Origin of the sequence: Pseudomonas sp. R11F, from assembly GCF_050312575.1 — a bacterium.
Lineage (GTDB): Bacteria > Pseudomonadota > Gammaproteobacteria > Pseudomonadales > Pseudomonadaceae > Aquipseudomonas > Aquipseudomonas palleroniana.
On record NZ_JBNPJU010000080.1, the window covers coordinates 91116 to 110659 of the forward strand.

General features: G+C 58.7%; 20 protein-coding genes. 14 read left to right on the forward strand and 6 right to left on the reverse strand.

Annotated features, from left to right (window positions below; all coding sequences use genetic code 11):
• Nucleotides 1-28 precede the first annotated feature (28 nt).
• Nucleotides 29-916 carry a tRNA glutamyl-Q(34) synthetase GluQRS gene (gene gluQRS / locus ACQRBV_RS27395; RefSeq protein WP_411985616.1) on the reverse strand — a complete coding sequence of 296 codons (888 nt, stop codon included), beginning with the start codon at nt 914-916 and terminating at the stop codon, nt 29-31.
• Nucleotides 917-999: 83 nt separating this feature from the next.
• Entirely contained in the window at nt 1000-1443 is a 444-nt protein-coding gene (gene dksA, locus ACQRBV_RS27400) for an RNA polymerase-binding protein DksA (protein ID WP_060752245.1), read from the reverse strand.
• 318 nt (nt 1444-1761) lie between these two features.
• On the opposite strand from dksA, the gene ACQRBV_RS27405 reads away from it, so the two are divergent.
• Both ACQRBV_RS27405 and sfsA read left to right on the forward strand, forming a co-directional pair.
• Nucleotides 1762-2934 carry a pyridoxal phosphate-dependent aminotransferase gene (locus ACQRBV_RS27405; protein WP_411985617.1) on the forward strand — a complete coding sequence of 391 codons (1173 nt, stop codon included), beginning with the start codon at nt 1762-1764 and terminating at the stop codon, nt 2932-2934.
• Nucleotides 2934-3647, forward strand: a complete 714-nt coding sequence (gene sfsA / locus ACQRBV_RS27410; RefSeq protein ID WP_411985618.1) for a DNA/RNA nuclease SfsA — start codon at nt 2934-2936, stop codon at nt 3645-3647. The genes ACQRBV_RS27405 and sfsA overlap by 1 nt, the downstream gene beginning before the upstream one ends.
• Here sfsA and ACQRBV_RS27415 read toward each other — a convergent pair.
• Nucleotides 3644-3961, reverse strand: a complete 318-nt coding sequence (locus ACQRBV_RS27415) for a Rieske (2Fe-2S) protein (protein ID WP_244385077.1) — start codon at nt 3959-3961, stop codon at nt 3644-3646. The two genes, sfsA and ACQRBV_RS27415, sit on opposite strands and share 4 nt — an antisense overlap.
• A 156-nt stretch (nt 3962-4117) precedes the next feature.
• Here ACQRBV_RS27415 and ACQRBV_RS27420 point away from each other — a divergent pair, with 156 nt between their 5' ends.
• The 3 genes from ACQRBV_RS27420 to ACQRBV_RS27430 are packed head-to-tail and all read left to right on the forward strand — an operon-like array spanning nt 4118 to nt 6797.
• Nucleotides 4118-4996, forward strand: a complete 879-nt coding sequence (locus ACQRBV_RS27420; protein WP_411985619.1) for a heme/hemin ABC transporter substrate-binding protein — start codon at nt 4118-4120, stop codon at nt 4994-4996.
• A 44-nt stretch (nt 4997-5040) separates the two neighbouring features.
• Nucleotides 5041-6030 carry a FecCD family ABC transporter permease gene (locus ACQRBV_RS27425; protein WP_411985624.1) on the forward strand — a complete coding sequence of 330 codons (990 nt, stop codon included), beginning with the start codon at nt 5041-5043 and terminating at the stop codon, nt 6028-6030.
• The gene (locus ACQRBV_RS27430) at nt 6030-6797 is read left to right on the forward strand and encodes a heme ABC transporter ATP-binding protein (protein ID WP_411985620.1); all 768 of its coding nucleotides are present in this window, start codon (nt 6030-6032) and stop codon (nt 6795-6797) included. Before ACQRBV_RS27425 ends, ACQRBV_RS27430 begins: the two co-directional genes overlap by 1 nt.
• A gap of 256 nt (nt 6798-7053) precedes the next feature.
• Here the strand turns inward: ACQRBV_RS27430 and ACQRBV_RS27435 are convergent, their stop codons facing one another.
• The 3 genes from ACQRBV_RS27435 to ACQRBV_RS27445 form a co-directional block, all read right to left on the reverse strand.
• Nucleotides 7054-7326, reverse strand: coding sequence for a TfoX/Sxy family protein (locus ACQRBV_RS27435; RefSeq protein ID WP_010562703.1), 273 nt, complete (start codon nt 7324-7326; stop codon nt 7054-7056).
• A 204-nt stretch (nt 7327-7530) separates the two neighbouring features.
• Nucleotides 7531-7875, reverse strand: a complete 345-nt coding sequence (locus ACQRBV_RS27440; RefSeq protein ID WP_104995986.1) for a pentapeptide repeat-containing protein — start codon at nt 7873-7875, stop codon at nt 7531-7533.
• A 93-nt stretch (nt 7876-7968) separates the two neighbouring features.
• Entirely contained in the window at nt 7969-9525 is a 1557-nt protein-coding gene (locus ACQRBV_RS27445; protein WP_411985621.1) for an AAA family ATPase, read from the reverse strand.
• Nucleotides 9526-9643: 118 nt separating this feature from the next.
• Between ACQRBV_RS27445 and mrcB the strand changes: the two genes are divergently transcribed.
• The 9 genes from mrcB to msrQ all read left to right on the forward strand — a co-directional run bounded on the left by mrcB (nt 9644) and on the right by msrQ (nt 19460).
• Complete coding sequence (gene mrcB, locus ACQRBV_RS27450) at nt 9644-11968, forward strand: penicillin-binding protein 1B (RefSeq protein WP_104995984.1); 2325 nt, start codon at nt 9644-9646, stop codon at nt 11966-11968.
• Between the two features lie 16 nt (nt 11969-11984).
• Nucleotides 11985-12716 (forward strand): hypothetical protein, encoded by a 732-nt coding sequence (locus tag ACQRBV_RS27455; protein WP_060752235.1) that lies wholly within the window; start codon nt 11985-11987, stop codon nt 12714-12716.
• Nucleotides 12716-13045: a YqcC family protein gene (locus ACQRBV_RS27460; protein WP_060752234.1), complete on the forward strand. Its 330-nt coding sequence runs from the start codon at nt 12716-12718 to the stop codon at nt 13043-13045. The genes ACQRBV_RS27455 and ACQRBV_RS27460 overlap by 1 nt, the downstream gene beginning before the upstream one ends.
• A 431-nt stretch (nt 13046-13476) precedes the next feature.
• The gene (locus ACQRBV_RS27465) at nt 13477-15201 is read left to right on the forward strand and encodes an acetolactate synthase 3 large subunit (RefSeq protein WP_090365838.1); all 1725 of its coding nucleotides are present in this window, start codon (nt 13477-13479) and stop codon (nt 15199-15201) included.
• A gap of 2 nt (nt 15202-15203) precedes the next feature.
• On the forward strand, nt 15204-15695 hold the full coding sequence (gene ilvN / locus ACQRBV_RS27470; protein WP_003176102.1) for an acetolactate synthase small subunit: 492 nt from the start codon (nt 15204-15206) through the stop codon (nt 15693-15695).
• Between the two features lie 47 nt (nt 15696-15742).
• Nucleotides 15743-16759 carry a ketol-acid reductoisomerase gene (gene ilvC / locus ACQRBV_RS27475; protein ID WP_060752233.1) on the forward strand — a complete coding sequence of 339 codons (1017 nt, stop codon included), beginning with the start codon at nt 15743-15745 and terminating at the stop codon, nt 16757-16759.
• Nucleotides 16760-16905: 146 nt separating this feature from the next.
• A complete protein-coding gene (gene pssA / locus ACQRBV_RS27480; protein ID WP_060752232.1) occupies nt 16906-17763 on the forward strand; it encodes a CDP-diacylglycerol--serine O-phosphatidyltransferase in 858 nt (285 codons plus the stop codon).
• Between the two features lie 63 nt (nt 17764-17826).
• Nucleotides 17827-18840, forward strand: a complete 1014-nt coding sequence (gene msrP, locus ACQRBV_RS27485; protein ID WP_104995982.1) for a protein-methionine-sulfoxide reductase catalytic subunit MsrP — start codon at nt 17827-17829, stop codon at nt 18838-18840.
• Nucleotides 18840-19460 carry a protein-methionine-sulfoxide reductase heme-binding subunit MsrQ gene (msrQ, locus tag ACQRBV_RS27490; protein ID WP_411985622.1) on the forward strand — a complete coding sequence of 207 codons (621 nt, stop codon included), beginning with the start codon at nt 18840-18842 and terminating at the stop codon, nt 19458-19460. Before msrP ends, msrQ begins: the two co-directional genes overlap by 1 nt.
• Nucleotides 19461-19544 lie beyond the last annotated feature (84 nt).

A 19544-nucleotide genomic window follows, 5' to 3' on the forward strand; every position in this document is an offset into this window, starting at 1 on the left:
ACGGATGGCTGGCAAGCTGCAAGCGCCTTCAGCTTAATTGCGCTTCCGCCAACGTGAGTGTGCGCGGGATCTTTGCGGCATCCCAGTGCGCAATGCCCCAATCGAGCAGCTCCCGTGGGCTGGCGTGGAGCAGTTCGTCGCCCGGGTGCTGGCCAAGGGCACGCAATGCTCTCAATAGCAACGGCGTGGCCTGGTCGGGGGCCAGCGGTGGGGAACGGTAGGATTTGCCCAGTTTGTTACCATCCGGCTGGATGATCAGCGGCACGTGCAGATAGCGCGGCTGGCGCAGCCCTAACAACTCTTGCAGATACAGTTGGCGCGGTGTGGAGTCGAGCAGGTCGGCCCCGCGCACGATATCGGTCACCCCTTGCCAGGCATCGTCGAGCACCACGGCCAATTGGTAGGCATACAGGCCGTCTCGACGCCGGATGATGAAGTCGCCCACGTCGCGGCCCAGGTGTTGTCGGAATTCGCCCTGTACACGATCGGTAAAGTGGTACTCCAACTCTGGAACGCGCAAACGGATGGCGGCGTCCTGCTGATCGTGACCGGCATTGCGGCACAGGCCCGGGTAAACCCCGTTGTAGGTTTCCAGCTGTTTGCGTGAGCAGGTGCAGGCGTATGCCAAGCCGTGGCTGAACAGGTCATTCAGCACTTTGGCGTAGGCATCATGCCGCTCGCTTTGTCGGACCAGTTCGCCATCCCATTCAAAGCCGTAGCTTTCCAGGGCATGCAGAATAGCCGCCTGGGCGCCGGGTTCTTCACGCGGAAGGTCGAGATCTTCCATGCGCATCAGCCAGCGGCCATGGTTGGCGCGAGCATCGAGGTAGGAGGCGAGGGCTGCAACCAGCGAGCCGAAATGCAGGTGGCCGCTGGGCGTGGGGGCGAAACGCCCGATATAGGTAGAGGCTGTCATGGGCCGGATACTACTGGAATTCGGTAAATCCCAGAAACCAAAATGGGGCGTTCGCACGCCCCATTCGTTCAGCTCGGCAGGAATTACTTGCCGACCTGTTTTTCCTTGATTTCAGCCAAGGTCTTGCAGTCTACGCAGAGGTCTGCGGTAGGACGAGCTTCCAGGCGGCGAATACCGATCTCGACGCCGCAGGATTCGCACCAGCCGTATTCCTCGTCTTCGATCAGTTGCAGGGTCTTGTCGATTTTCTTGATGAGCTTGCGTTCGCGATCACGGGCGCGCAGCTCGAGGGCGAATTCCTCTTCCTGGCTGGCACGGTCGGCCGGGTCCGGGAAGTTGGCGGCTTCGTCCTTCATGTGGTCAACCGTACGGTCGACTTCCTGCATCAAGTCCTGCTTCCACTTCTTCAGGATATTGGAGAAGTGTTTGCGCATGGGCTCACCCATGTACTCCTCACCTTTTGTCTCGACATAAGGTGTGAAGCCGCTGAGGGCTGAGGATTGTTGTTGCTTTGCTTGGGTGGACATGAATAGACCGCCTCTCACTCTTCTAATCCATTGCGCAGGATTGCAACGTCACCGACACCTGCCGGCCCTGCGGCTGCAAGCGGGCGAACTTACCAGATAGATTCGGGGTGCGCCACTCCCGGTTGTCGAGGCCCATCGCACGGGGGCGTAAATAGCAGCGGCCCGTCGTGGCTGGGTATGAATCGTCTCGAATACTGATTTTAGTCGTTTTGCGCGTGTGTGCCCGCACCGTTCAAGTGGCCGAGCAGGCAATAGAACATGTTTTACGGCGTGGGTTCGGTAGAATCCGGATTTTGTCCTCTCGGTTAAGGAAGGCTAATGGCTCAGCCCTATAGTGCGCGCAGTCGCGCCATCGAACCTTTTCATGTCATGGCGTTGCTGGCGCGCGCCAATGAGCTGCAGGCGGCGGGTCATGATGTGATCCATCTGGAAATCGGTGAGCCGGACTTCACCACGGCCGAGCCGATCATTCAGGCGGGGCAGGCGGCCTTGGCCAACGGCAAGACCCGCTATACCGCGGCTCGTGGGTTGCCTGAGCTGCGTGAGGCCATCAGCGGGTTCTATCAGCAGCGCTACGGGCTGGATGTCGATCCCGAGCGCATTCTGATTACGCCCGGAGGCTCCGGCGCCTTGTTACTGGCGAGCAGCCTGTTGGTGGACCCCGGCAAGCACTGGCTGCTGGCGGACCCCGGCTACCCCTGTAACCGGCATTTCCTGCGGTTGGTGGAGGGGGCTGCGCAGTTGGTGCCGGTAGGTCCGGAGGTGCGTTACCAATTGAATGCCGATCTGGTTGAGCGGTATTGGGATCACGACAGCGTCGGCGCGCTGGTGGCTTCGCCTGCCAACCCGACCGGTACGATTCTTACGCGTGACGAATTGGCCGGGTTGTCGAGGGCAATCAAGGCGCGTAAGGGCCACGTGGTCGTAGACGAGATCTATCACGGCCTCACCTACGGCACTGAGGCTGCCAGCGTACTGGAAGTCGACGATGATGCCTTTGTGCTCAATAGTTTTTCGAAGTATTTCGGTATGACCGGCTGGCGCCTGGGATGGCTGGTAGCGCCTCCCGCCGCTGTCGGGGAACTGGAGAAGCTGGCGCAAAACCTCTATATCAGCGCGCCAAGTATGGCCCAGCACGCGGCGCTGGCCTGCTTTACCCCACAAACCCTGGAGATTCTGGAGGCGCGCCGCGCTGAATTCGGTCGCCGTCGGGACTTTCTGCTGCCGGCGTTGCGCGACTTGGGCTTCGGTATTGCCGTAGAACCTGAGGGCGCTTTCTATTTGTATGCCGATATCAGCGCGTTCGGCGGTGATGCCTTCGCGTTCTGTCGCCACTTCCTCGAAACCGAACATGTCGCTTTTACACCGGGGCTGGATTTCGGCCGCCATCAAGCCGGTCACCATGTGCGTTTTGCCTACACGCAAAACCTTGAACGGCTAGAAGAGGCTGTGGAGCGCATTGCTCGCGGCTTGCAGAGTTGGCAAGGCTGATGCGCTTTCATCCTCCTCTGGAACAAGCGCGGCTGATTCGCCGTTACAAGCGTTTTCTCACCGATATCGAAACGGATGCCGGCGAGTTGCTGACTATTCACTGTCCGAACACCGGCTCGATGCTCAATTGCATGCTAGAGGGTGGGCAGGTCTGGTTCAGCCGTTCCGATGACCCAAAGCGCAAGCTGCCAGGCACCTGGGAAATCGCCGAAACGCCTCAGGGCCGATTGGCATGCATCAACACGGCGCGCGCCAATCAGCTGGTCGAAGAAGCGTTGCGTGCTGGGGTAATCACTGAGCTCAACGGCTTCACCGCGCTGAAGCGCGAGGTGCCTTACGGGCAGGAGAAAAGCCGTATCGACTTTCGCCTGGAATATCCCCAGGGCGCGGCTTATGTGGAGGTAAAAAGCGTGACGCTGGGGTTTGACGATTCTTCCGTGGCGGCCTTTCCTGATGCCGTGACCCAGCGCGGTGCCAAGCATTTGCGTGAGCTGGCGCACTTGGCGCGTGAAGGTGTGCGGGCGGTGCAGTTGTACTGCGTGTGTCTATCGGGGGTTGATGCGGTGCGGCCGGCGGTGGAGATTGATGCCGGTTATGCCGCTGCGCTGCGTGAGGCCAAGGCCGCCGGCGTTGAGGTGTTGGCCTATGGCGTGCGGGTGACGCCTGAGGAAATGTACGTCGACCGTCGGTTGGAGGTGCTGCTGGGCGACTAGAGTTCAACCCATAAGCCTTGTTCGTCTTCGCGGCCGAGCAGGGGGGTGAGGCTTTCGCCTGCACAAGGGCCGGCGATGCACTCGCCGCTTTCAACCAGAAACAGCGCGCCGTGGGTGGCGCATTGGATCAGGCTGGCGCTGGAGTCCAGGAACTGGTTGGGTTGCCACTCCAGTGGAATGCCGCGATGGGGGCAACGGTTGATATAGAAGTAGGCAATGCCGTCCCGGCGCACGGCCAATAGCTTGCGACCGTCGATATCAAAGCCGCGGCTGCTGTTGGGCGCGAGGGTTTCGGAGGGGCAGAGAAACTTCATTTCAATCCTTAAGTGCCTTGACGTTCAAATGCAAACAATTATCAAATGCCCGCTTCGCCCGTCGGCTGACCGGGTGCTTCATACGATGTAAGGCGGGTGTTATCTGTCACATCGATGTGCGCTTGAGTGGCCCTGCCCTTGGAAGGAAACCCTGTTATGCGCTTGAGTACCAGCGTTTTTGCGCTTGTTGTCTCACTGCTGGTCAACCACGGGGCACAAGCCTCTGAACAGCCACAACGTTGGGTCAGTGCCGGTGGGGCGTTGTCGGAATGGGTGACGGCCCTGGGTGCAGAGTCGAAGTTAGTGGGGGTCGACACGACCAGCCAGCACCCGGAGTCGCTCAAGGCGTTGCCGAGTATTGGGTACCAGCGGCAGCTGTCGGCTGAAGGCATTCTCAGCCTGCGCCCGCAGATCCTCGTCGGTACCGAGGAGATGGGGCCGCCGCCGGTGCTGGCGCAGATTCGTGACGCCGGTGTGCGGGTGGAAATGTTCTCGGCCCAGCCGGATTTGCCAACCTTGAAAGGCAACCTGCAGCACTTGGGCAAATTGCTGGGCAGTGAAGCCAAGGCCAGCGAGCTGTTTACCGAGTATGAGCAGGCTCTTGAGCAGCAGAAGCATTGGGTCGCCAAGGCGCAGGCTACGCAAAAGGCGCCGGGTGTGCTGTTGTTGCTGGGCCACGCGGGTGGCAAGCCGCTGATTGCGGGTAAAGACACTGCCGCCGACTGGATATTGCAGCAGGCAGGCGGCCATAACCTGGCGACCCACACCGGTTACAAACCGTTTTCGGTCGAATCGCTGGCGGGGCTGAGCCCTGACGTGTTGGTGTTTGCCGACCGAGCTTTGACCGGCGATGCAGCGCGTGCGGCTCTGTTCAAAGAGAACCCGATCCTGGCTTCAACCCCGGCGGCCAAGCAGGCGCGAGTGTTTGAGTTGGACCCGACCCTGCTGGTCGGCGGCCTTGGGCCTCGCCTGCCAAAAAGTTTGGTTGAGCTGTCTGCCGGGTTCTATCCCTCCCAGGCCAAGCCTGCCCCATGACCACACTGGTAAAGCCGAAGACACTGTTTATCGGGTTGTCGCTGATGTGTGTATTCGCGACTTGGCTTTCATTGGCGCTGGGGCCCGTCAGTCTGCCTTTGCTGGATACGCTCAAGGCCGCTTTGCGCTTGATGGGGTTGCCGATTGATGCGCAAGGCCTGGAGCAGGCCGAATTGATCCTGGGACAAATCCGTCTTCCGCGCACGTTGCTGGGTTTGTCGGTGGGCGGCGTGCTGGCGCTGTCGGGCGTGGCGATGCAAGGCCTGTTTCGCAACCCGTTGGCTGATCCCGGGTTAGTGGGGGTGTCTAGTGGCGCAGCGCTGGGGGCAGCGATCGCGATTGTCGGTGGTTCGTTTTTTGGCGGGTTACCGGACGCGTTCGGGCCCTATTTGTTGTCGCTGTGTGCATTTCTTGGCGGCTTGGGGGTTACCGCGCTGGTATATCGATTGGGGCGCCGTAATGGCCAGACCCATGTCGCGACGATGTTGCTGGCCGGCATTGCTCTTACGGCTCTCGGCAGTTCGGCTGTGGGCCTGTTCACCTATCTGGCAGATGACGCTACGTTGCGTACCCTGACTTTCTGGAACCTGGGCAGCCTCAATGGCGCCAGTTATTCGCGGTTATGGCCATTGCTGCTGGTGAGCGCGGGTGTGGCGCTTTGGTTGCCGCGCCGGGCCAAGGCGTTGAATGCACTGTTATTGGGTGAGTCCGAGGCCAATCACTTGGGCATCGATGTCGAAGGGCTCAAGCGCGAATTGGTGTTCTGCACCGCGCTGGGTGTGGGCGCTGCGGTAGCGGCGGCGGGGATGATCGGTTTTGTCGGCCTGGTAGTGCCGCATCTGGTGCGGTTGCTGGCGGGCCCGGACCATCGGGTGTTGTTGCCGGCCTCGGTACTGGCAGGCGCAAGTTTGCTGCTGTTTGCGGACTTGGTGGCGCGCCTGGCGCTGGCACCTGCAGAGCTGCCGATCGGCATCGTGACCGCGTTCATTGGCGCACCGTTCTTTTTATATCTGTTGTTGCGGGGGCGCGCCTGATGCTACGTGTGGAAGGGCTGCAGATTCGGCGCGGGCGCAAGGTGGTGCTGACGGATATCACGCTGGATCTGTTGTCGGGCGAAGTGCTCGGTGTGCTGGGGCCCAACGGCGCCGGTAAAAGTACCTTGCTTGGGGCATTGTGCGGGGAGCTGCATCCGGACCAAGGCAGCGTCTGGCTGGCTGAGCAGGCGTTGACGCATTGGAGTGGCCCACAGCGTGCGCAGCGTTTGGCAGTGTTACCGCAGACGTCGAGCCTGGACTTCGCTTTCCGTGTCGAAGAGGTCGTCGGCATGGGCCGCTTGCCCCATCAGACCGGGCGGGTGCGGGATGATGAAATCATCGCCGCAGCCTTGCACGCGGCGGATGTCGGGCATTTGAGTGGTCGCAGCTATTTGGCGTTGTCCGGCGGCGAACGTCAACGTGTGCACCTGGCACGAGTGCTGGCGCAGTTATGGCCGGGCGAAGCGGGTCAAACCTTGCTGCTGGATGAGCCGACATCGATGCTGGACCCTCTGCATCAACACACGACGCTGCAGGCCATCCGCCGTTTTGCCGATCGAGGGGCGGCCGTATTGGTGATTCTGCACGATCTGAACCTGGCGGCTCGCTACTGCGATCGTATCCTGTTGCTGGAAAACGGCTGCCCACAGGCCTTGGACACGCCATCAAACGTGTTGCGGCCGGAATTGCTCAAGGCTGTGTTTGGCTTGGATGTGCTGGTTCAGCCACATCCGGAGCTTGGGCATCCGTTGATAATTGCGCGCTGAAAGCAGCTTCTCACAGGCGGCTTTTATCAGGCAAAAAAAGACCCGGCAAGAGCCGGGTCAAATAACCGTGATTAGCCTGATGAGGAGATAATCTGAGAGTCCGAACCAAGGGTCTTTCAGTTATCGGCTGATCTCGCGACCAGTTGTGATAATCATAACGATTCTCATTTGTGAGTCAACAGTTGTTTTGGCTGCCTATCGAATTTTCTCAAACAGCTGTTTGGAACGCTTGTAAACCTTGGGGTTTGTGGCCGATTTAATTCTTCTGGCGCGCTGAAATCGCATCCAACTGACGGTTCAACGCTTCCTTGCGCTCTGCGGGGATGTCGTTCCAGTGCACATCCATCAATGCACCTTCGATTGCATACAGCAGTACTTTCGAGGCCCGGAAGCCACGAGTCCGCACGGCGCGGTAGGCATCAACCGCTCCCAGGCGGCGCAAATCCGACGCACTGTGGATACCCACTGCGTGCAGCCATTGCGCGGAGGTCTTGCCGAGGTTTTTCAGGTGTTGCAGCTCATCGTTCATCAAGCCTCCTTGCGACGGCCGAATGGTGCGGTGGGTATCGTGACCAGGCAAGCCTGAAAGGAGTGTAGCGCTCAGTAGGAAAAGCGTAGTTCATTGGGCAGAAACGGCTGAAAAGCTATAAGAGTGACGAACACGCTTCAGCCACAAGCAGGCGAGGAATACCGGCGCGCTTGAGGACGTGCCGGGGGAGGGGGGCAGGCGCTGTTACTTGGTGCGGTAGCGCAGCCGGGTGCCGAAGTTGACGGACATCAGGATTTCATCGGCGGTCAATTCGGCTGGAAAGTAGGTGCCGGAGATCTGCGCATGCGCCAGGCTGGCGCCTTCCAGCGAGCAGTCGCGTAGATCCAGGCCGCGCAGGTCGGCCGAGCGGAAATAGGCATCGGTGAAGTCCACGCCGGTGGCGTTCAGGTCGCGCAGGTCCAGCCCTCGGAAGTCGCCACCGCGCAGGTTGATGACACCCTCTTTGGGGCGCTCCTGGTTAAAGCCGCGGATATCGTCTTTATGCAGGAGAGCGAAGAGCGGAGTATCAAGAAGCTTGGGCTGACTCATGATGGCGACTCCGATTGGATTTATAATGCCATTATAGTGCCACTATTTCTTGGCCGTGCACCGTAGGTCGGTGACACGACCAAGAAATATTTCTTACAGGCCGGGCAGACGCTGGCGAATGTGCGCCACGAGTGCGTCAAGCGTTCCGCTCTCATTGGTTTCTACGCGTTTGCTCAGGAGCAGTTCTTCGGCAGTCAGCGGTTCGCGGTGGGCTTGCTGTTCGTCAATAACGCTGAGTGTTGCGTCAGACGGGTCGTTTTTATCTGCCTGACGTTGCGCCAACCAGTTGGCGATAACGGCCTGTGGTGCATTGCAGTCCAGAATCAGGAAAGGCGCGCCCGTGGCTTCGGCTATCTTGGCGGCTGCGTCACGCTGTTCTCGCTTCAGGAAAGTGGCATCGAGCACCACCGGGAAGCCCGCGCGCAATATAGTGTTGGCGATTTCGTTCAGGCGCGCGTAAGTCGCAGCACTGGCGTCCTGGCTATAGATTCCGGCCTGCGGCGTGTTTTCAATCTGCTGCTCACCAAACAGGCGCTTGCGCTCGACGTCCGAACGCAGGCGCACGGCACCCAGGGCTTCAACAAGACGCATGGCGACGTGACTTTTGCCGACGGCCGAAACGCCATGGGTAATTGCCAGGAAGCGCGACGGAATGGTGCTGTAGCTTTCCGCCAGGTTGGCGTAGTTACGGTACTGGCGCAGAGTGGTAGCGCGTTGCACCGGGTCGGCTTCGCTCGGCATGCTGAACAGCGCAACCTTGGCGCGTACCAGGGCCCGGTAGGCTTTGTAGAAGTTCAGGACTTCAAGGCCCTGATAATCGCCGGTCAATTCCAGATACTGGCTGATAAAACGTCGGGCCAGGGATTTGAGGCCGCGGTCTTCCAGGTCCATGGCCAGGAAGCCGGTGTCGGCGTACACATCGGTGAAGCGGAACGGTTCATTGAATTCGATGCAGTCGAAGATCACCACGTTGCCATCGATCAAGGTGGCGTTACCCAGGTGGATGTCACCGTGGCATTCGCGGGTGAAGCCATCGAGCTTGCGTTGTGCCAGCAGTGGTTTGAGGCGTTCGAAGCTGCTTTCTGCCCAGGCTTGCAGCGCTTGCAGTTGAACCAGGTCGGCCTTGTCACTGAGGAACGGGCGGATCTGTTCGAAGTTTTGGCGTACCGGTGCCATTACCTCATCCGGGGTGCCGGCAGGGTGGTCTTGCGGCACCTTTGGCGCGTTGAGGTGGAAGTGCGCGATTTGCCGGGCCATTTCATCGATGTGCGCGCTGGTCAGCTCGCCGTTCGCCTGCAACGTGCTGAGCATCTGGCTTTGCGGGAATTGGCGCATTTTCAGCGCGTATTCGATCACCGGGCCGTCGCCGCCGATTTGCGGGGCGTCAGCGGTACCGGTGATAGGCAACACTTCAAGATACAAATCTTTGGTCAGACGCTGGTTGAGGCGCAGTTCTTCACGACAGAAGTGGCCGCGATCAGCCAGGTTGGTGAAATCCAGAAAACCGAAGTTCATCGGTTTCTTCAGCTTATAAGCATAAGGGCCGGTCAGTATCACCCAGGAAATATGGGTCTCGATGACTTGAAACGCCTCAACCGGGTGAGGGTATAAAGCCGGGTTTTGCAGGGCAGCGATCAGGGACTGGCTCACGGGCGATCCTTCAAAGTCTGGGAGAAATCATGGCAGGCATTATGGCGGCTACAGCCGGTCGTGCAAACCGCTGTCCGGCTCATGTTGATCATCAATAAAGTGCGTATAATCCGCCGCCATGACTCGAACCCGATCTCCCCGTTCCCGTAAAAAACCTCCTTCCCGCGGCCTGCGTCCCTGGTTGGGCTGGGCGCTCAAGCTCAGCCTGGTGGGCCTTGTGGTGCTTGCCGGCTTCGCGGTGTACCTCGACGCTGTGGTTCAGGAGAAGTTCTCCGGCAAGCGCTGGACCATCCCGGCCAAGGTATACGCTCGCCCGCTGGAGCTGTTCACCGGCCAGAAGCTGAGCAAGGATGACTTCCTCACTGAGCTCGATGCGCTGGGCTATCGTCGCGAACCCGTAAGCAATGGCCCAGGTGCGGCTGCCGTCAGCGGCAATACCGTCGACTTGAATACCCGTGGCTTCCAGTTCTATGAGGGCCTGGAAAAAGCCCAGCCGGTGCGCGTGCGCTTCTCCGGCGATTATGTGGCCGAGCTTTCGTCGCTCAATGGCTCGAAACTGCCCGTAGTCCGCCTGGAACCGCTGTTGATCGGCGGTATTTACCCGAAAAACCTTGAAGATCGCATCCTGATCAAGCTCGATCAGGTGCCACCGTATCTGCTGGAAACCCTGGTTGCGGTAGAAGACCGCGACTTCTACAGCCACTGGGGCGTGTCGCCCAAGTCGATTGCCCGTGCCATCTGGGTCAACACGTCCGGCGGCAAGATGACTCAGGGCGGCAGTACGCTCACGCAACAATTGGTCAAGAACTTCTACCTGACCAACGAGCGCAGCCTGACCCGCAAACTCACCGAAGCCATGATGGCGATGTTGCTGGAGCTGCACTACAGCAAGCAGGAAATCCTTGAGGCGTACCTCAACGAAGTATTCGTCGGCCAGGATGGTCAGCGTGCTGTGCACGGGTTTGGCTTGGCCAGCCAGTTCTTCTTTGGCCAGCCGTTGTCCGAATTGAAGCTGCATCAAGTCGCGTTGCTGGTGGGGATGGTCAAAGGGCCTTCCTATTACAACCCGCGTCGTAACCCGGAGCGCGCCCTTGAGCGCCGCAACCTGGTGCTCGATGTGTTGGAACAGCAGGGCGTCGCTACCGCCGAGCAGGTGGCTGCGGCGAAGAAAATGCCACTGGGTGTGACTACTCGCGGCAAGCTTGCCGACAGTTCCTTCCCAGGCTTTATCGACCTGGTCAAACGCCAATTGCGTGAAGACTACCGCGACGAAGACTTGACCGAAGAAGGCTTGCGGATTTTCACCAGTTTCGACCCGATTCTGCAGATGAAGGCCGAAGCGTCCGTCAATGACACCTTCAAGCGCCTGACCGGTCGCAAGGGCTCGGATGAAGTGGAAGCGGCCATGGTTGTGACCAACCCGGAAACCGGTGAAGTCCAGGCCATGATCGGCAGTCGCCAAGCCAGTTTCGCCGGTTTCAACCGTGCGCTGGATGCCGTGCGGCCGATCGGTTCGCTGGTCAAGCCTGCGGTCTACCTGACGGCCTTGGAGAAACCAAGCAAATACACCCTGACCAGTTGGCTGTCGGATGAACCGCTGTCGGTCAAGGGTGCCGATGGCCAGGTATGGACGCCGCAGAACTTCGATCGCCGCTCCCACGGCACGGTGTTCCTGTATCAAGGCCTGGCGCATTCCTACAACATTTCCACCTCGCGCCTCGGGCTTGAAGTGGGCGTGCCGAACGTGCTGAAAACCTTGGGGCGCCTGGGCATCAACCGTGAGTTCCCGGCGTTCCCATCGATGCTGCTGGGCGCCGGTGCGATGACCCCGATGGAAGTGGCCACGATGTACCAGACCCTCGCCAACGGGGGGTTCAATACGCCGATGCGCGGCATTCGCAGCGTACTGACCGCCGACGGTGAGCCGCTCAAACGTTATCCGTTCCAGATCCAGCAGCGTTTCGACGCGGGCTCCATCTACCTGATTCAGAACGCCATGCAGCGCGTAATGCGTGAAGGTACGGGGCGCTCGGTCTATAGCGTGTTGCCGTCCAACCTGACGCTGGCGGGCAAGACCGGCACCAGTAACGACTCTCGCGACAGCTGGTTCGCTGGCTTCGGCCAGGATGTGCTGGCGGTGGTGTGGCTGGGCCGAGATGACAACGGCAAAACGCCGTTCACCGGTGCCACTGGTGCATTGCAGGTCTGGACCAGTTTTATGCGCAAGGCCGACCCGCTGCCGTTGAACATGCCGCAGCCGGACAATATCGTGCAGGCATGGATTGATCCGCACACCGGCCAGGGTTCCGATGCCAACTGTCCGGGTGCGGTACAGATGCCGTATATTCGCGGCAGCGAGCCACCACCTGGCGCCGCGTGCGGTGGCAGTGCGCCTGCTGATGCGGAGTCGGTGATGGATTGGGTCAAGGGCTGGATGAATTAAGCAAAGAGGGTTTCAAGTGAACAAGTGGTGGATTCCAGCTATTACAGCTCTGGCTTTGCTCAACGGTTGCTCCAGTGTGCAACGTGGCTCCATTCCCGTAGTGGATTCGAGCACGACCGTTTCCAATAACGACCGGATTTCGGCCAACGGCGGTTTCCGCCAGACTGTCGTCAAACGTCCTGCCCAGGCCCCTCAAGCCGTGCCGCAGGATTCGGGCGTGGTCGTCATGGTGCCGGGTGCCGGAGCCGCTACCTCGGCGCCGATCAGTGCCGAGCCGTGGACGCCAGGGCCGAGCACTTCGGGCCCAGTGGATTCGACGCCGATCCAGGCCGCACCGATCAACCAGGGCACCTACAACATGCCGCCTTCGACGCCGAGCGGCATTCCATCGTCGAATGCCGGCGGCCTGTCGGCTGACGAGCAACTGGACGGGCCGGTATTGGCTTTGCTGACCACCGCCCAGCAACAGCAGGCCGGTGGTGACCTGAACGGCGCATCGTCGAGCCTTGAGCGTGCCCAACGTGTTGCACCTCGCGAGCCGCAAGTGCTGTATCGACTCGCCCAGGTGCGTTTGGCCCAGGGGGATGCACCGCAAGCCGAACAGTTCGCACGTCGCGGCCTGACTCTGGCCAACGGTCGCCCTGACCTGCAGGCCAACTTGTGGGCTTTGATTGGTGATGCGCGTGCGGCGCAAGGTGATGCCGCCGGTGCCGCCCAAGCGCGGCAGAAAGCCAAGGTCAGCCTCTGATGGATGCACGTTTTCCCGCGATTGCCGAACAGTTGCTGTTGATTGAGCGCGAGTTGCGTGTGCAGGGCTGGTGGGACGAAGTGCCCCCCAGCGCCGAGGCGCTTGGCAGCACGGAGCCCTTTTCGGTCGATACCCTGGATTTTCATCAGTGGCTGCAATGGATCTTCCTGGTGCGCATGAAGCAGATTCTCGAGCAGGATCTGCCGCTGCCCAACGCGTCGGGAATCCTGGAGATGGCCGAGATGGTCTACGCCGATCGGCCGTCGGAGAGCCTTGGCTTGCGTGATGCGCTGAAAAAGTTCGACCAACTGATCGTCGACGCTCGTTAATTGCCTGACTGCCGGTTTTTCCGGCAGTCTTGCGCATATTTCTACCGCTTGACGACATTCAGGCGAGTTTTATCCCTCCTCAAACCCCTTTCTTCTACGTTCTCGTGCGCTTAGTTGGAAAAAAGCGCAATTATTGCTTGACTTGAAGGGGCTGAAACAGAAGAATCCAAAGTCCGCTGTATCGGGACTGCCAGAAGCAGGCCCGCTCGGCAGATCATGAGGCGCATATCCGCGCCGACCTGTAACACCCGCAACGCGTTACCTCGCGCTGGGTGGGAAAAGCCCGCAACACTTGGGACGATCCCAATACTTGCTCAGTCAGTGCTGACGTAGTCGGCGACCACCGTCGCTCATGCTCTGTTGAGAAGTAAACCTATTAAGACCCGTCGGTTTTCAACGGACGGTATTCTGGCGTTTTAGAGGTGAACAACGTGGAGCTTTTATCTGGTGGTGAGATGCTCGTCCGCTTTTTGCGTGACGAAGGCGTCGACTATATCTACGGGTACCCAGGTGGTGCTCTGCTGCATGTTTACGACGCACTGTTCAAGGAACCGGCTGTTACCCACATCCTGGTTCGCCACGAACAGGCCGCGACCCATATGGCTGACGGTTACGCCCGTGCCACCGGTAAAGCCGGCGTGGTACTGGTAACGTCCGGCCCAGGCGCAACCAATGCCATTACCGGCATCGCGACTGCCTATATGGACTCCATCCCGATGGTGATCATTTCCGGCCAGGTGCCAAGCACCATGGTGGGTACCGATGCATTCCAGGAAACCGACATGATCGGTATCTCCCGGCCGATCGTGAAACACAGCTTCATGATCAAGCATCCGTCGGAAATCCCGGAAGTCATGAAGAAGGCCTTCTACCTCGCACAGTCCGGTCGCCCGGGCCCTGTGGTGGTCGATGTCCCGAAAGACATGACCAACCCGGCGGAAAAATTCGAATACGTCTTCCCGAAGAAAGCCAAGCTGCGTTCCTACAGCCCGGCCGTTCGTGGGCATTCGGGTCAAATCCGCAAGGCGGCAGAAATGCTCCTGGCGGCCAAGCGCCCTGTGTTGTACTCGGGCGGTGGCGTGATTTTGGGGGGCGGTTCAGCACCGCTCACCGAACTGGCCAAACTGCTTAACCTGCCGGTCACCAATACCCTGATGGGCCTTGGCGCATTTCCGGGGACGGACCGTCAGTTCGTCGGCATGCTCGGTATGCACGGCAGCTACACCGCCAACCTCACCATGCACCACGCCGATGTGATTCTGGCTGTAGGCGCACGGTTCGATGATCGAGTGATCAACGGCGCGAGCAAATTCTGCCCGAATGCCAAGATCATCCACATCGACATCGACCCGGCGTCCATTTCCAAGACCATCAAGGCCGATGTGCCGATCGTGGGGCCAGTGGAAAGCGTACTGACCGAAATGGTTGCCGCGCTCAAGGACATCGGCCAAGCGCCGAACAAAGAGTCCGTGGCCAGTTGGTGGAAACAGATCGACGAATGGCGCGGTGACCGCGGCCTGTTCCCTTACGACAAGGGTGACGGCAGCATCATCAAGCCACAAACCGTGATCGAGACCCTGTGCGAAGTGACCAAGGGCGACGCCTTTGTGACCTCCGACGTGGGCCAGCACCAGATGTTCGCCGCGCAATACTACAAGTTCGACAAGCCTAACCGCTGGATCAACTCCGGTGGCCTGGGCACGATGGGCTTTGGTTTCCCTGCCGCCATGGGTGTGAAACTGAGCTTCCCTGACACCGACGTCGCGTGCGTCACCGGTGAGGGCAGTATTCAGATGAATATCCAGGAGCTGTCGACATGCCTGCAGTACGGGCTGCCGGTGAAGATCGTGTGCCTGAACAACGGCGTGCTGGGCATGGTTCGTCAGTGGCAGGACATGAGTTACAACAGCCGTCACTCCCATTCCTACATGGAGTCGCTGCCAGATTTCGTCAAGTTGGTTGAAGCCTATGGCCACGTCGGCATTCGCATCACGGATTTGAAAGATCTGAAGCCGAAGATGGAAGAGGCGTTCGCCATGAAGGACCGCCTGGTGTTCATCGATATTCAGGTGGATACCAGCGAGCACGTCTACCCGATGCAGATCAAAGACGGCTCTATGCGCGACATGTGGTTGAACAAGACGGAGCGTACTTAATCATGCGGCATATTATCTCCCTGCTTTTGGAGAACGAACCCGGCGCTCTGTCTCGTGTTGTCGGCCTGTTTTCGCAACGTAACTACAACATCGAAAGCCTGACTGTGGCGCCAACCGAAGACCCGACCCTGTCGCGCCTGACGTTAACCACCGTGGGTCACGATGAGGTCATCGAACAGATCACCAAGAACCTCAACAAGCTGATCGAAGTGGTCAAGCTGGTCGACCTGTCGGAAAGTGCCCACATCGAGCGCGAGCTGATGCTGGTTAAAGTCAAGGCCACGGGTGCTCAACGTGCCGAGATCAAACGCACCACCGACATTTATCGCGGGCAGATCGTCGATGTGAGTGCCAGCGTTTATACCGTTCAACTGACCGGTACGAGCGACAAGCTGGACAGCTTCATCCAGTCGATCGGGACGGCCTCGATTCTGGAAACGGTACGCAGTGGTGTCACCGGGATTGCCCGTGGCGACAAAGTACTCAGCATCTAACCCAAATTAGCGAATGGCCTTACGGCCTGGATATATAGAGGAACCTCATGAAAGTTTATTACGATAAAGATTGTGACCTGTCGATCATCCAGGGCAAGAAAGTCGCCATCATCGGCTACGGCTCCCAGGGTCATGCACAAGCCTGCAACCTGAAAGATTCCGGCGTTGACGTGACTGTCGGCCTGCGCAAAGGCTCGGCCACGGTTGCCAAGGCTGAAGCCCATGGCCTGAAAGTCACTGACGTGGCTTCCGCCGTAGCTGCTGCCGATGTGGTCATGATCCTGACCCCGGACGAGTTCCAGTCCACGCTGTACAAGAACGAAATCGAGCCGAACATCAAGAAGGGTGCCACCCTGGCCTTCTCCCACGGTTTTGCGATTCACTACAACCAGGTTGTGCCGCGCGCCGACCTCGATGTGATCATGATCGCACCGAAGGCCCCGGGTCACACCGTACGTTCCGAGTTCGTCAAAGGCGGTGGTATTCCTGACCTGATCGCGATCTACCAGGACGCGTCGGGCAACGCCAAGAACGTTGCACTGTCTTACGCTTCCGGCGTGGGCGGCGGCCGTACCGGCATCATCGAAACCACCTTCAAGGACGAGACCGAAACTGACCTGTTCGGCGAACAAGCCGTTCTGTGCGGCGGTACCGTTGAGTTGGTAAAAGCTGGTTTCGAAACCCTGGTTGAAGCTGGCTACGCGCCGGAAATGGCCTACTTCGAGTGCCTGCACGAACTGAAGCTGATCGTTGACCTCATGTACGAAGGCGGTATCGCCAACATGAACTACTCGATCTCCAACAACGCCGAATACGGCGAGTACGTGACTGGCCCGGAAGTGATCAACGCCGAGTCCCGTCAGGCTATGCGCAACGCCCTGAAACGTATTCAGGACGGCGAATACGCCAAAATGTTCATCAGTGAAGGCGCAACCGGCTACCCTTCGATGACCGCCAAGCGTCGTAACAACGCCGCTCATGGCATCGAAGTCATCGGCGAGCAGCTGCGCTCGATGATGCCGTGGATCGGTGCCAACAAGATCGTCGACAAAGCCAAAAACTAAGTCGTATGTATCAAGAGAAAACGCGGCCTAGGCCGCGTTTTTTCGTTTGGGAGGACGGGTTCTGGTATAAAGCTGCATCCTTTGCGTGCGAACACTCGCCGCAAGTACTTGTCGAATTTTTTTCACACCGTTGTAAGGTAAAGTCCATGAGCGAACGTCCCGAAGAGCCAAACCAGGCTTCTGACGCCGAAAGCCTGCTGCCGATCGATGAGCATGTCGAAGAAGGGCATGACGCGGAAGGCCGCAAGGTCCGGCATCGTGGTATCTATCTTCTGCCCAACCTGTTCACCACGGCGAACCTGTTTGCCGGGTTTTATTCCATCATCAATTCCATGAGTGCCCAAAGCGCCCTGGCGGCGGGTGATGCGGCGAGTGCCAGCAAGTATTTCGGCTTTGCTGCCATCGCGATTTTCGTCGCCATGGTGCTCGACGGCCTTGATGGTCGTGTAGCGCGCATGACCAATACTCAGAGCGCCTTCGGCGCAGAGTACGATTCGCTATCGGACATGGTTGCCTTTGGCGTTGCTCCGGCGTTGCTGGCATTTGCCTGGGCACTGGGTGATATGGGCAAGGTCGGCTGGATGGTTGCCTTCATCTATGTCGCGGGGGCTGCCTTGCGCCTGGCGCGTTTCAACACCCAGGTGGGAACGGCCGACAAGCGTTACTTCATTGGCTTGGCCAGCCCTGCTGCAGCGGGAGTGGTCGCGGGTATCGTGTGGGCATTCAGCGACTACGGCATCCAGGGTTCGAAAATGTCGTTCCTGGTCGCCTTGATGGTGGCTGCGGCCGGCATGCTGATGGTCAGCAACATCAAGTACAACAGCTTCAAGGAGTTCGACCTCAAGGGGCGGGTGCCTTTCGTGGCGATCCTGATAGTGGTGTTGGTGTTCGCCGTAGTTTTCAGCGATCCACCGCGCATTCTGCTGCTGGCCTTCCTGGTTTACGCGGCTTCGGGGCCGATTCAGTATTTACTGCATCTGCGTCGGGACAAAACGTTGCCTTAATGTAATTTCCCCCATACTCCGCAGTCTATTGGTGCATCAGTCCTCCAACACTGCGGAGTAGCCATGTTAATCAAACTTCCCAAAGCCTCCGATTGTCACGAATCGGATGTCACGCCTGAATCCTTCTACCTTTCTCGTCGTAGCTTGCTCGGTGGTGCGCTGGCCGGCATCGCCGCCACTGGTCTGCCGCGTTGGGCCAGTGCTGGTGATGCTTCGCGTTATGCTGATGTTGAGCCGGGCAAGGCGCCGGCCTGGTTTGCCGAAAAGCTGTCGGGAGCCAAATGGCAGGCGGTTACGGTAAAGGACGAGGCTATTACGCCGTTCAAGGATGCCACCCACTACAACAACTTTTATGAATTCGGTACTGACAAGGGCGACCCGGCGGCGAACGCAGGCTCACTCAAGACCGAACCCTGGAGTGTGGTCATCGACGGCGAGGTGGCGAAGCCGGGGCGTTATGCCTTGGAAGATTTCATGAAACCTTATCAATTGGAGGAGCGGATCTACCGTTTGCGCTGTGTTGAAGCGTGGTCGATGGTTATTCCGTGGATCGGTTTTCCGATCTCTGCTTTGCTAAAGCAGGTTGAGCCGACATCAAATGCCAAGTACATCCGGTTTGAAACGCTTCAGGACCCTAAGAGTATGCCGGGTCAGCGGTCGAGTTTCGGATTGATCGATTGGCCTTATGTAGAAGGGCTGCGCCTGGATGAGGCGATGAATCCCTTGGCGATCCTTGCTGTGGGCATGTATGGGCGGGAGTTGCCTAACCAGAATGGCGCGCCATTGCGTTTGGTGGTGCCGTGGAAGTATGGCTTCAAGAGTGTGAAGTCCATTGTGCGGATCAGCTTGGTGAGCGAACAGCCTAAGACTACCTGGCAGAGTATTGCGGCCAACGAATATGGGTTCTACGCAAACGTGAACCCTACAGTCGATCACCCTCGCTGGACCCAGGCGCGGGAGCGGCGCTTGCCGAGCGGTTTGTTCAGCCCGAATGTGCGCGAAACGCAAATGTTCAATGGCTATTCGGATGAGGTCGCTTCTCTCTATACAGGTCTCGATTTGCGGAAGAACTATTGATGCGTTATCCCATCTGGCGCATTGGCGTTTTTATAGCGGCGGCGATATGGCCGTTTTACTGGCTGTATGAAGCATGGCGTTCTGTGCTGGGGCCTGATCCTGGGAAAGTGCTGATGGATCGGTTGGGGCTTGGGACGCTGATCTTGCTATTGATCACCTTGAGCATGACACCGCTGCAGAAGCTTAGCGGGTGGGCCGGGTGGATTGCGGTGCGGCGACAGTTGGGACTCTGGTGTTTTGCGTATGTGTTTTTGCACCTGGCGGCTTACTGCGTGTTTATCCTTGGGCTTGATTGGTCGCAATTGGGAGTGGAGCTGCGTAAGCGGCCTTACATTATTGTCGGTGCGCTGGGGTTCATTTCCTTGTTGGTGCTTGCGGTGACCTCAAACCGCTATAGCCAGCGCCGGTTGGGTAGCCGTTGGAAGAAACTGCACCGTCTGGTGTATGTCATTCTGGGGCTCGGTTTGCTGCATATGTTGTGGATCGTGCGGGCTGATCTGAAGGAATGGGCTATCTATGCATCTATAGGTGCTCTGCTTTTAATGTTGCGTTTGCCTCCAGTGATGCGCCGGATCCCTCGTCTTATTGCGAAAAAAGCCCCCTCTGCAACAAAAACGTAATTATTGCTTGACGGCAAATTGTATCTGTCTATAATTCGCCCCACTTCCGGCGCAGTCGAAACTGAAAACTCCTTGGTAAACAAG

Coding starts and splice junctions, on each gene's coding strand:
- gluQRS (WP_411985616.1), bottom strand. CDS start 916: ATGACAGCCTCTACCTATATCGGGCGTTTCGCCCCCACGCCCAGCGGC.
- dksA (WP_060752245.1), bottom strand. CDS start 1,443: ATGTCCACCCAAGCAAAGCAACAACAATCCTCAGCCCTCAGCGGCTTC.
- ACQRBV_RS27405 (WP_411985617.1), top strand. CDS start 1,762: ATGGCTCAGCCCTATAGTGCGCGCAGTCGCGCCATCGAACCTTTTCAT.
- sfsA (WP_411985618.1), top strand. CDS start 2,934: ATGCGCTTTCATCCTCCTCTGGAACAAGCGCGGCTGATTCGCCGTTAC.
- ACQRBV_RS27415 (WP_244385077.1), bottom strand. CDS start 3,961: ATGAAGTTTCTCTGCCCCTCCGAAACCCTCGCGCCCAACAGCAGCCGC.
- ACQRBV_RS27420 (WP_411985619.1), top strand. CDS start 4,118: ATGCGCTTGAGTACCAGCGTTTTTGCGCTTGTTGTCTCACTGCTGGTC.
- ACQRBV_RS27425 (WP_411985624.1), top strand. CDS start 5,041: ATGTGTGTATTCGCGACTTGGCTTTCATTGGCGCTGGGGCCCGTCAGT.
- ACQRBV_RS27430 (WP_411985620.1), top strand. CDS start 6,030: ATGCTACGTGTGGAAGGGCTGCAGATTCGGCGCGGGCGCAAGGTGGTG.
- ACQRBV_RS27435 (WP_010562703.1), bottom strand. CDS start 7,326: ATGAACGATGAGCTGCAACACCTGAAAAACCTCGGCAAGACCTCCGCG.
- ACQRBV_RS27440 (WP_104995986.1), bottom strand. CDS start 7,875: ATGAGTCAGCCCAAGCTTCTTGATACTCCGCTCTTCGCTCTCCTGCAT.
- mrcB (WP_104995984.1), top strand. CDS start 9,644: ATGACTCGAACCCGATCTCCCCGTTCCCGTAAAAAACCTCCTTCCCGC.
- ACQRBV_RS27460 (WP_060752234.1), top strand. CDS start 12,716: ATGGATGCACGTTTTCCCGCGATTGCCGAACAGTTGCTGTTGATTGAG.
- ilvN (WP_003176102.1), top strand. CDS start 15,204: ATGCGGCATATTATCTCCCTGCTTTTGGAGAACGAACCCGGCGCTCTG.
- ilvC (WP_060752233.1), top strand. CDS start 15,743: ATGAAAGTTTATTACGATAAAGATTGTGACCTGTCGATCATCCAGGGC.
- pssA (WP_060752232.1), top strand. CDS start 16,906: ATGAGCGAACGTCCCGAAGAGCCAAACCAGGCTTCTGACGCCGAAAGC.
- msrP (WP_104995982.1), top strand. CDS start 17,827: ATGTTAATCAAACTTCCCAAAGCCTCCGATTGTCACGAATCGGATGTC.
- msrQ (WP_411985622.1), top strand. CDS start 18,840: ATGCGTTATCCCATCTGGCGCATTGGCGTTTTTATAGCGGCGGCGATA.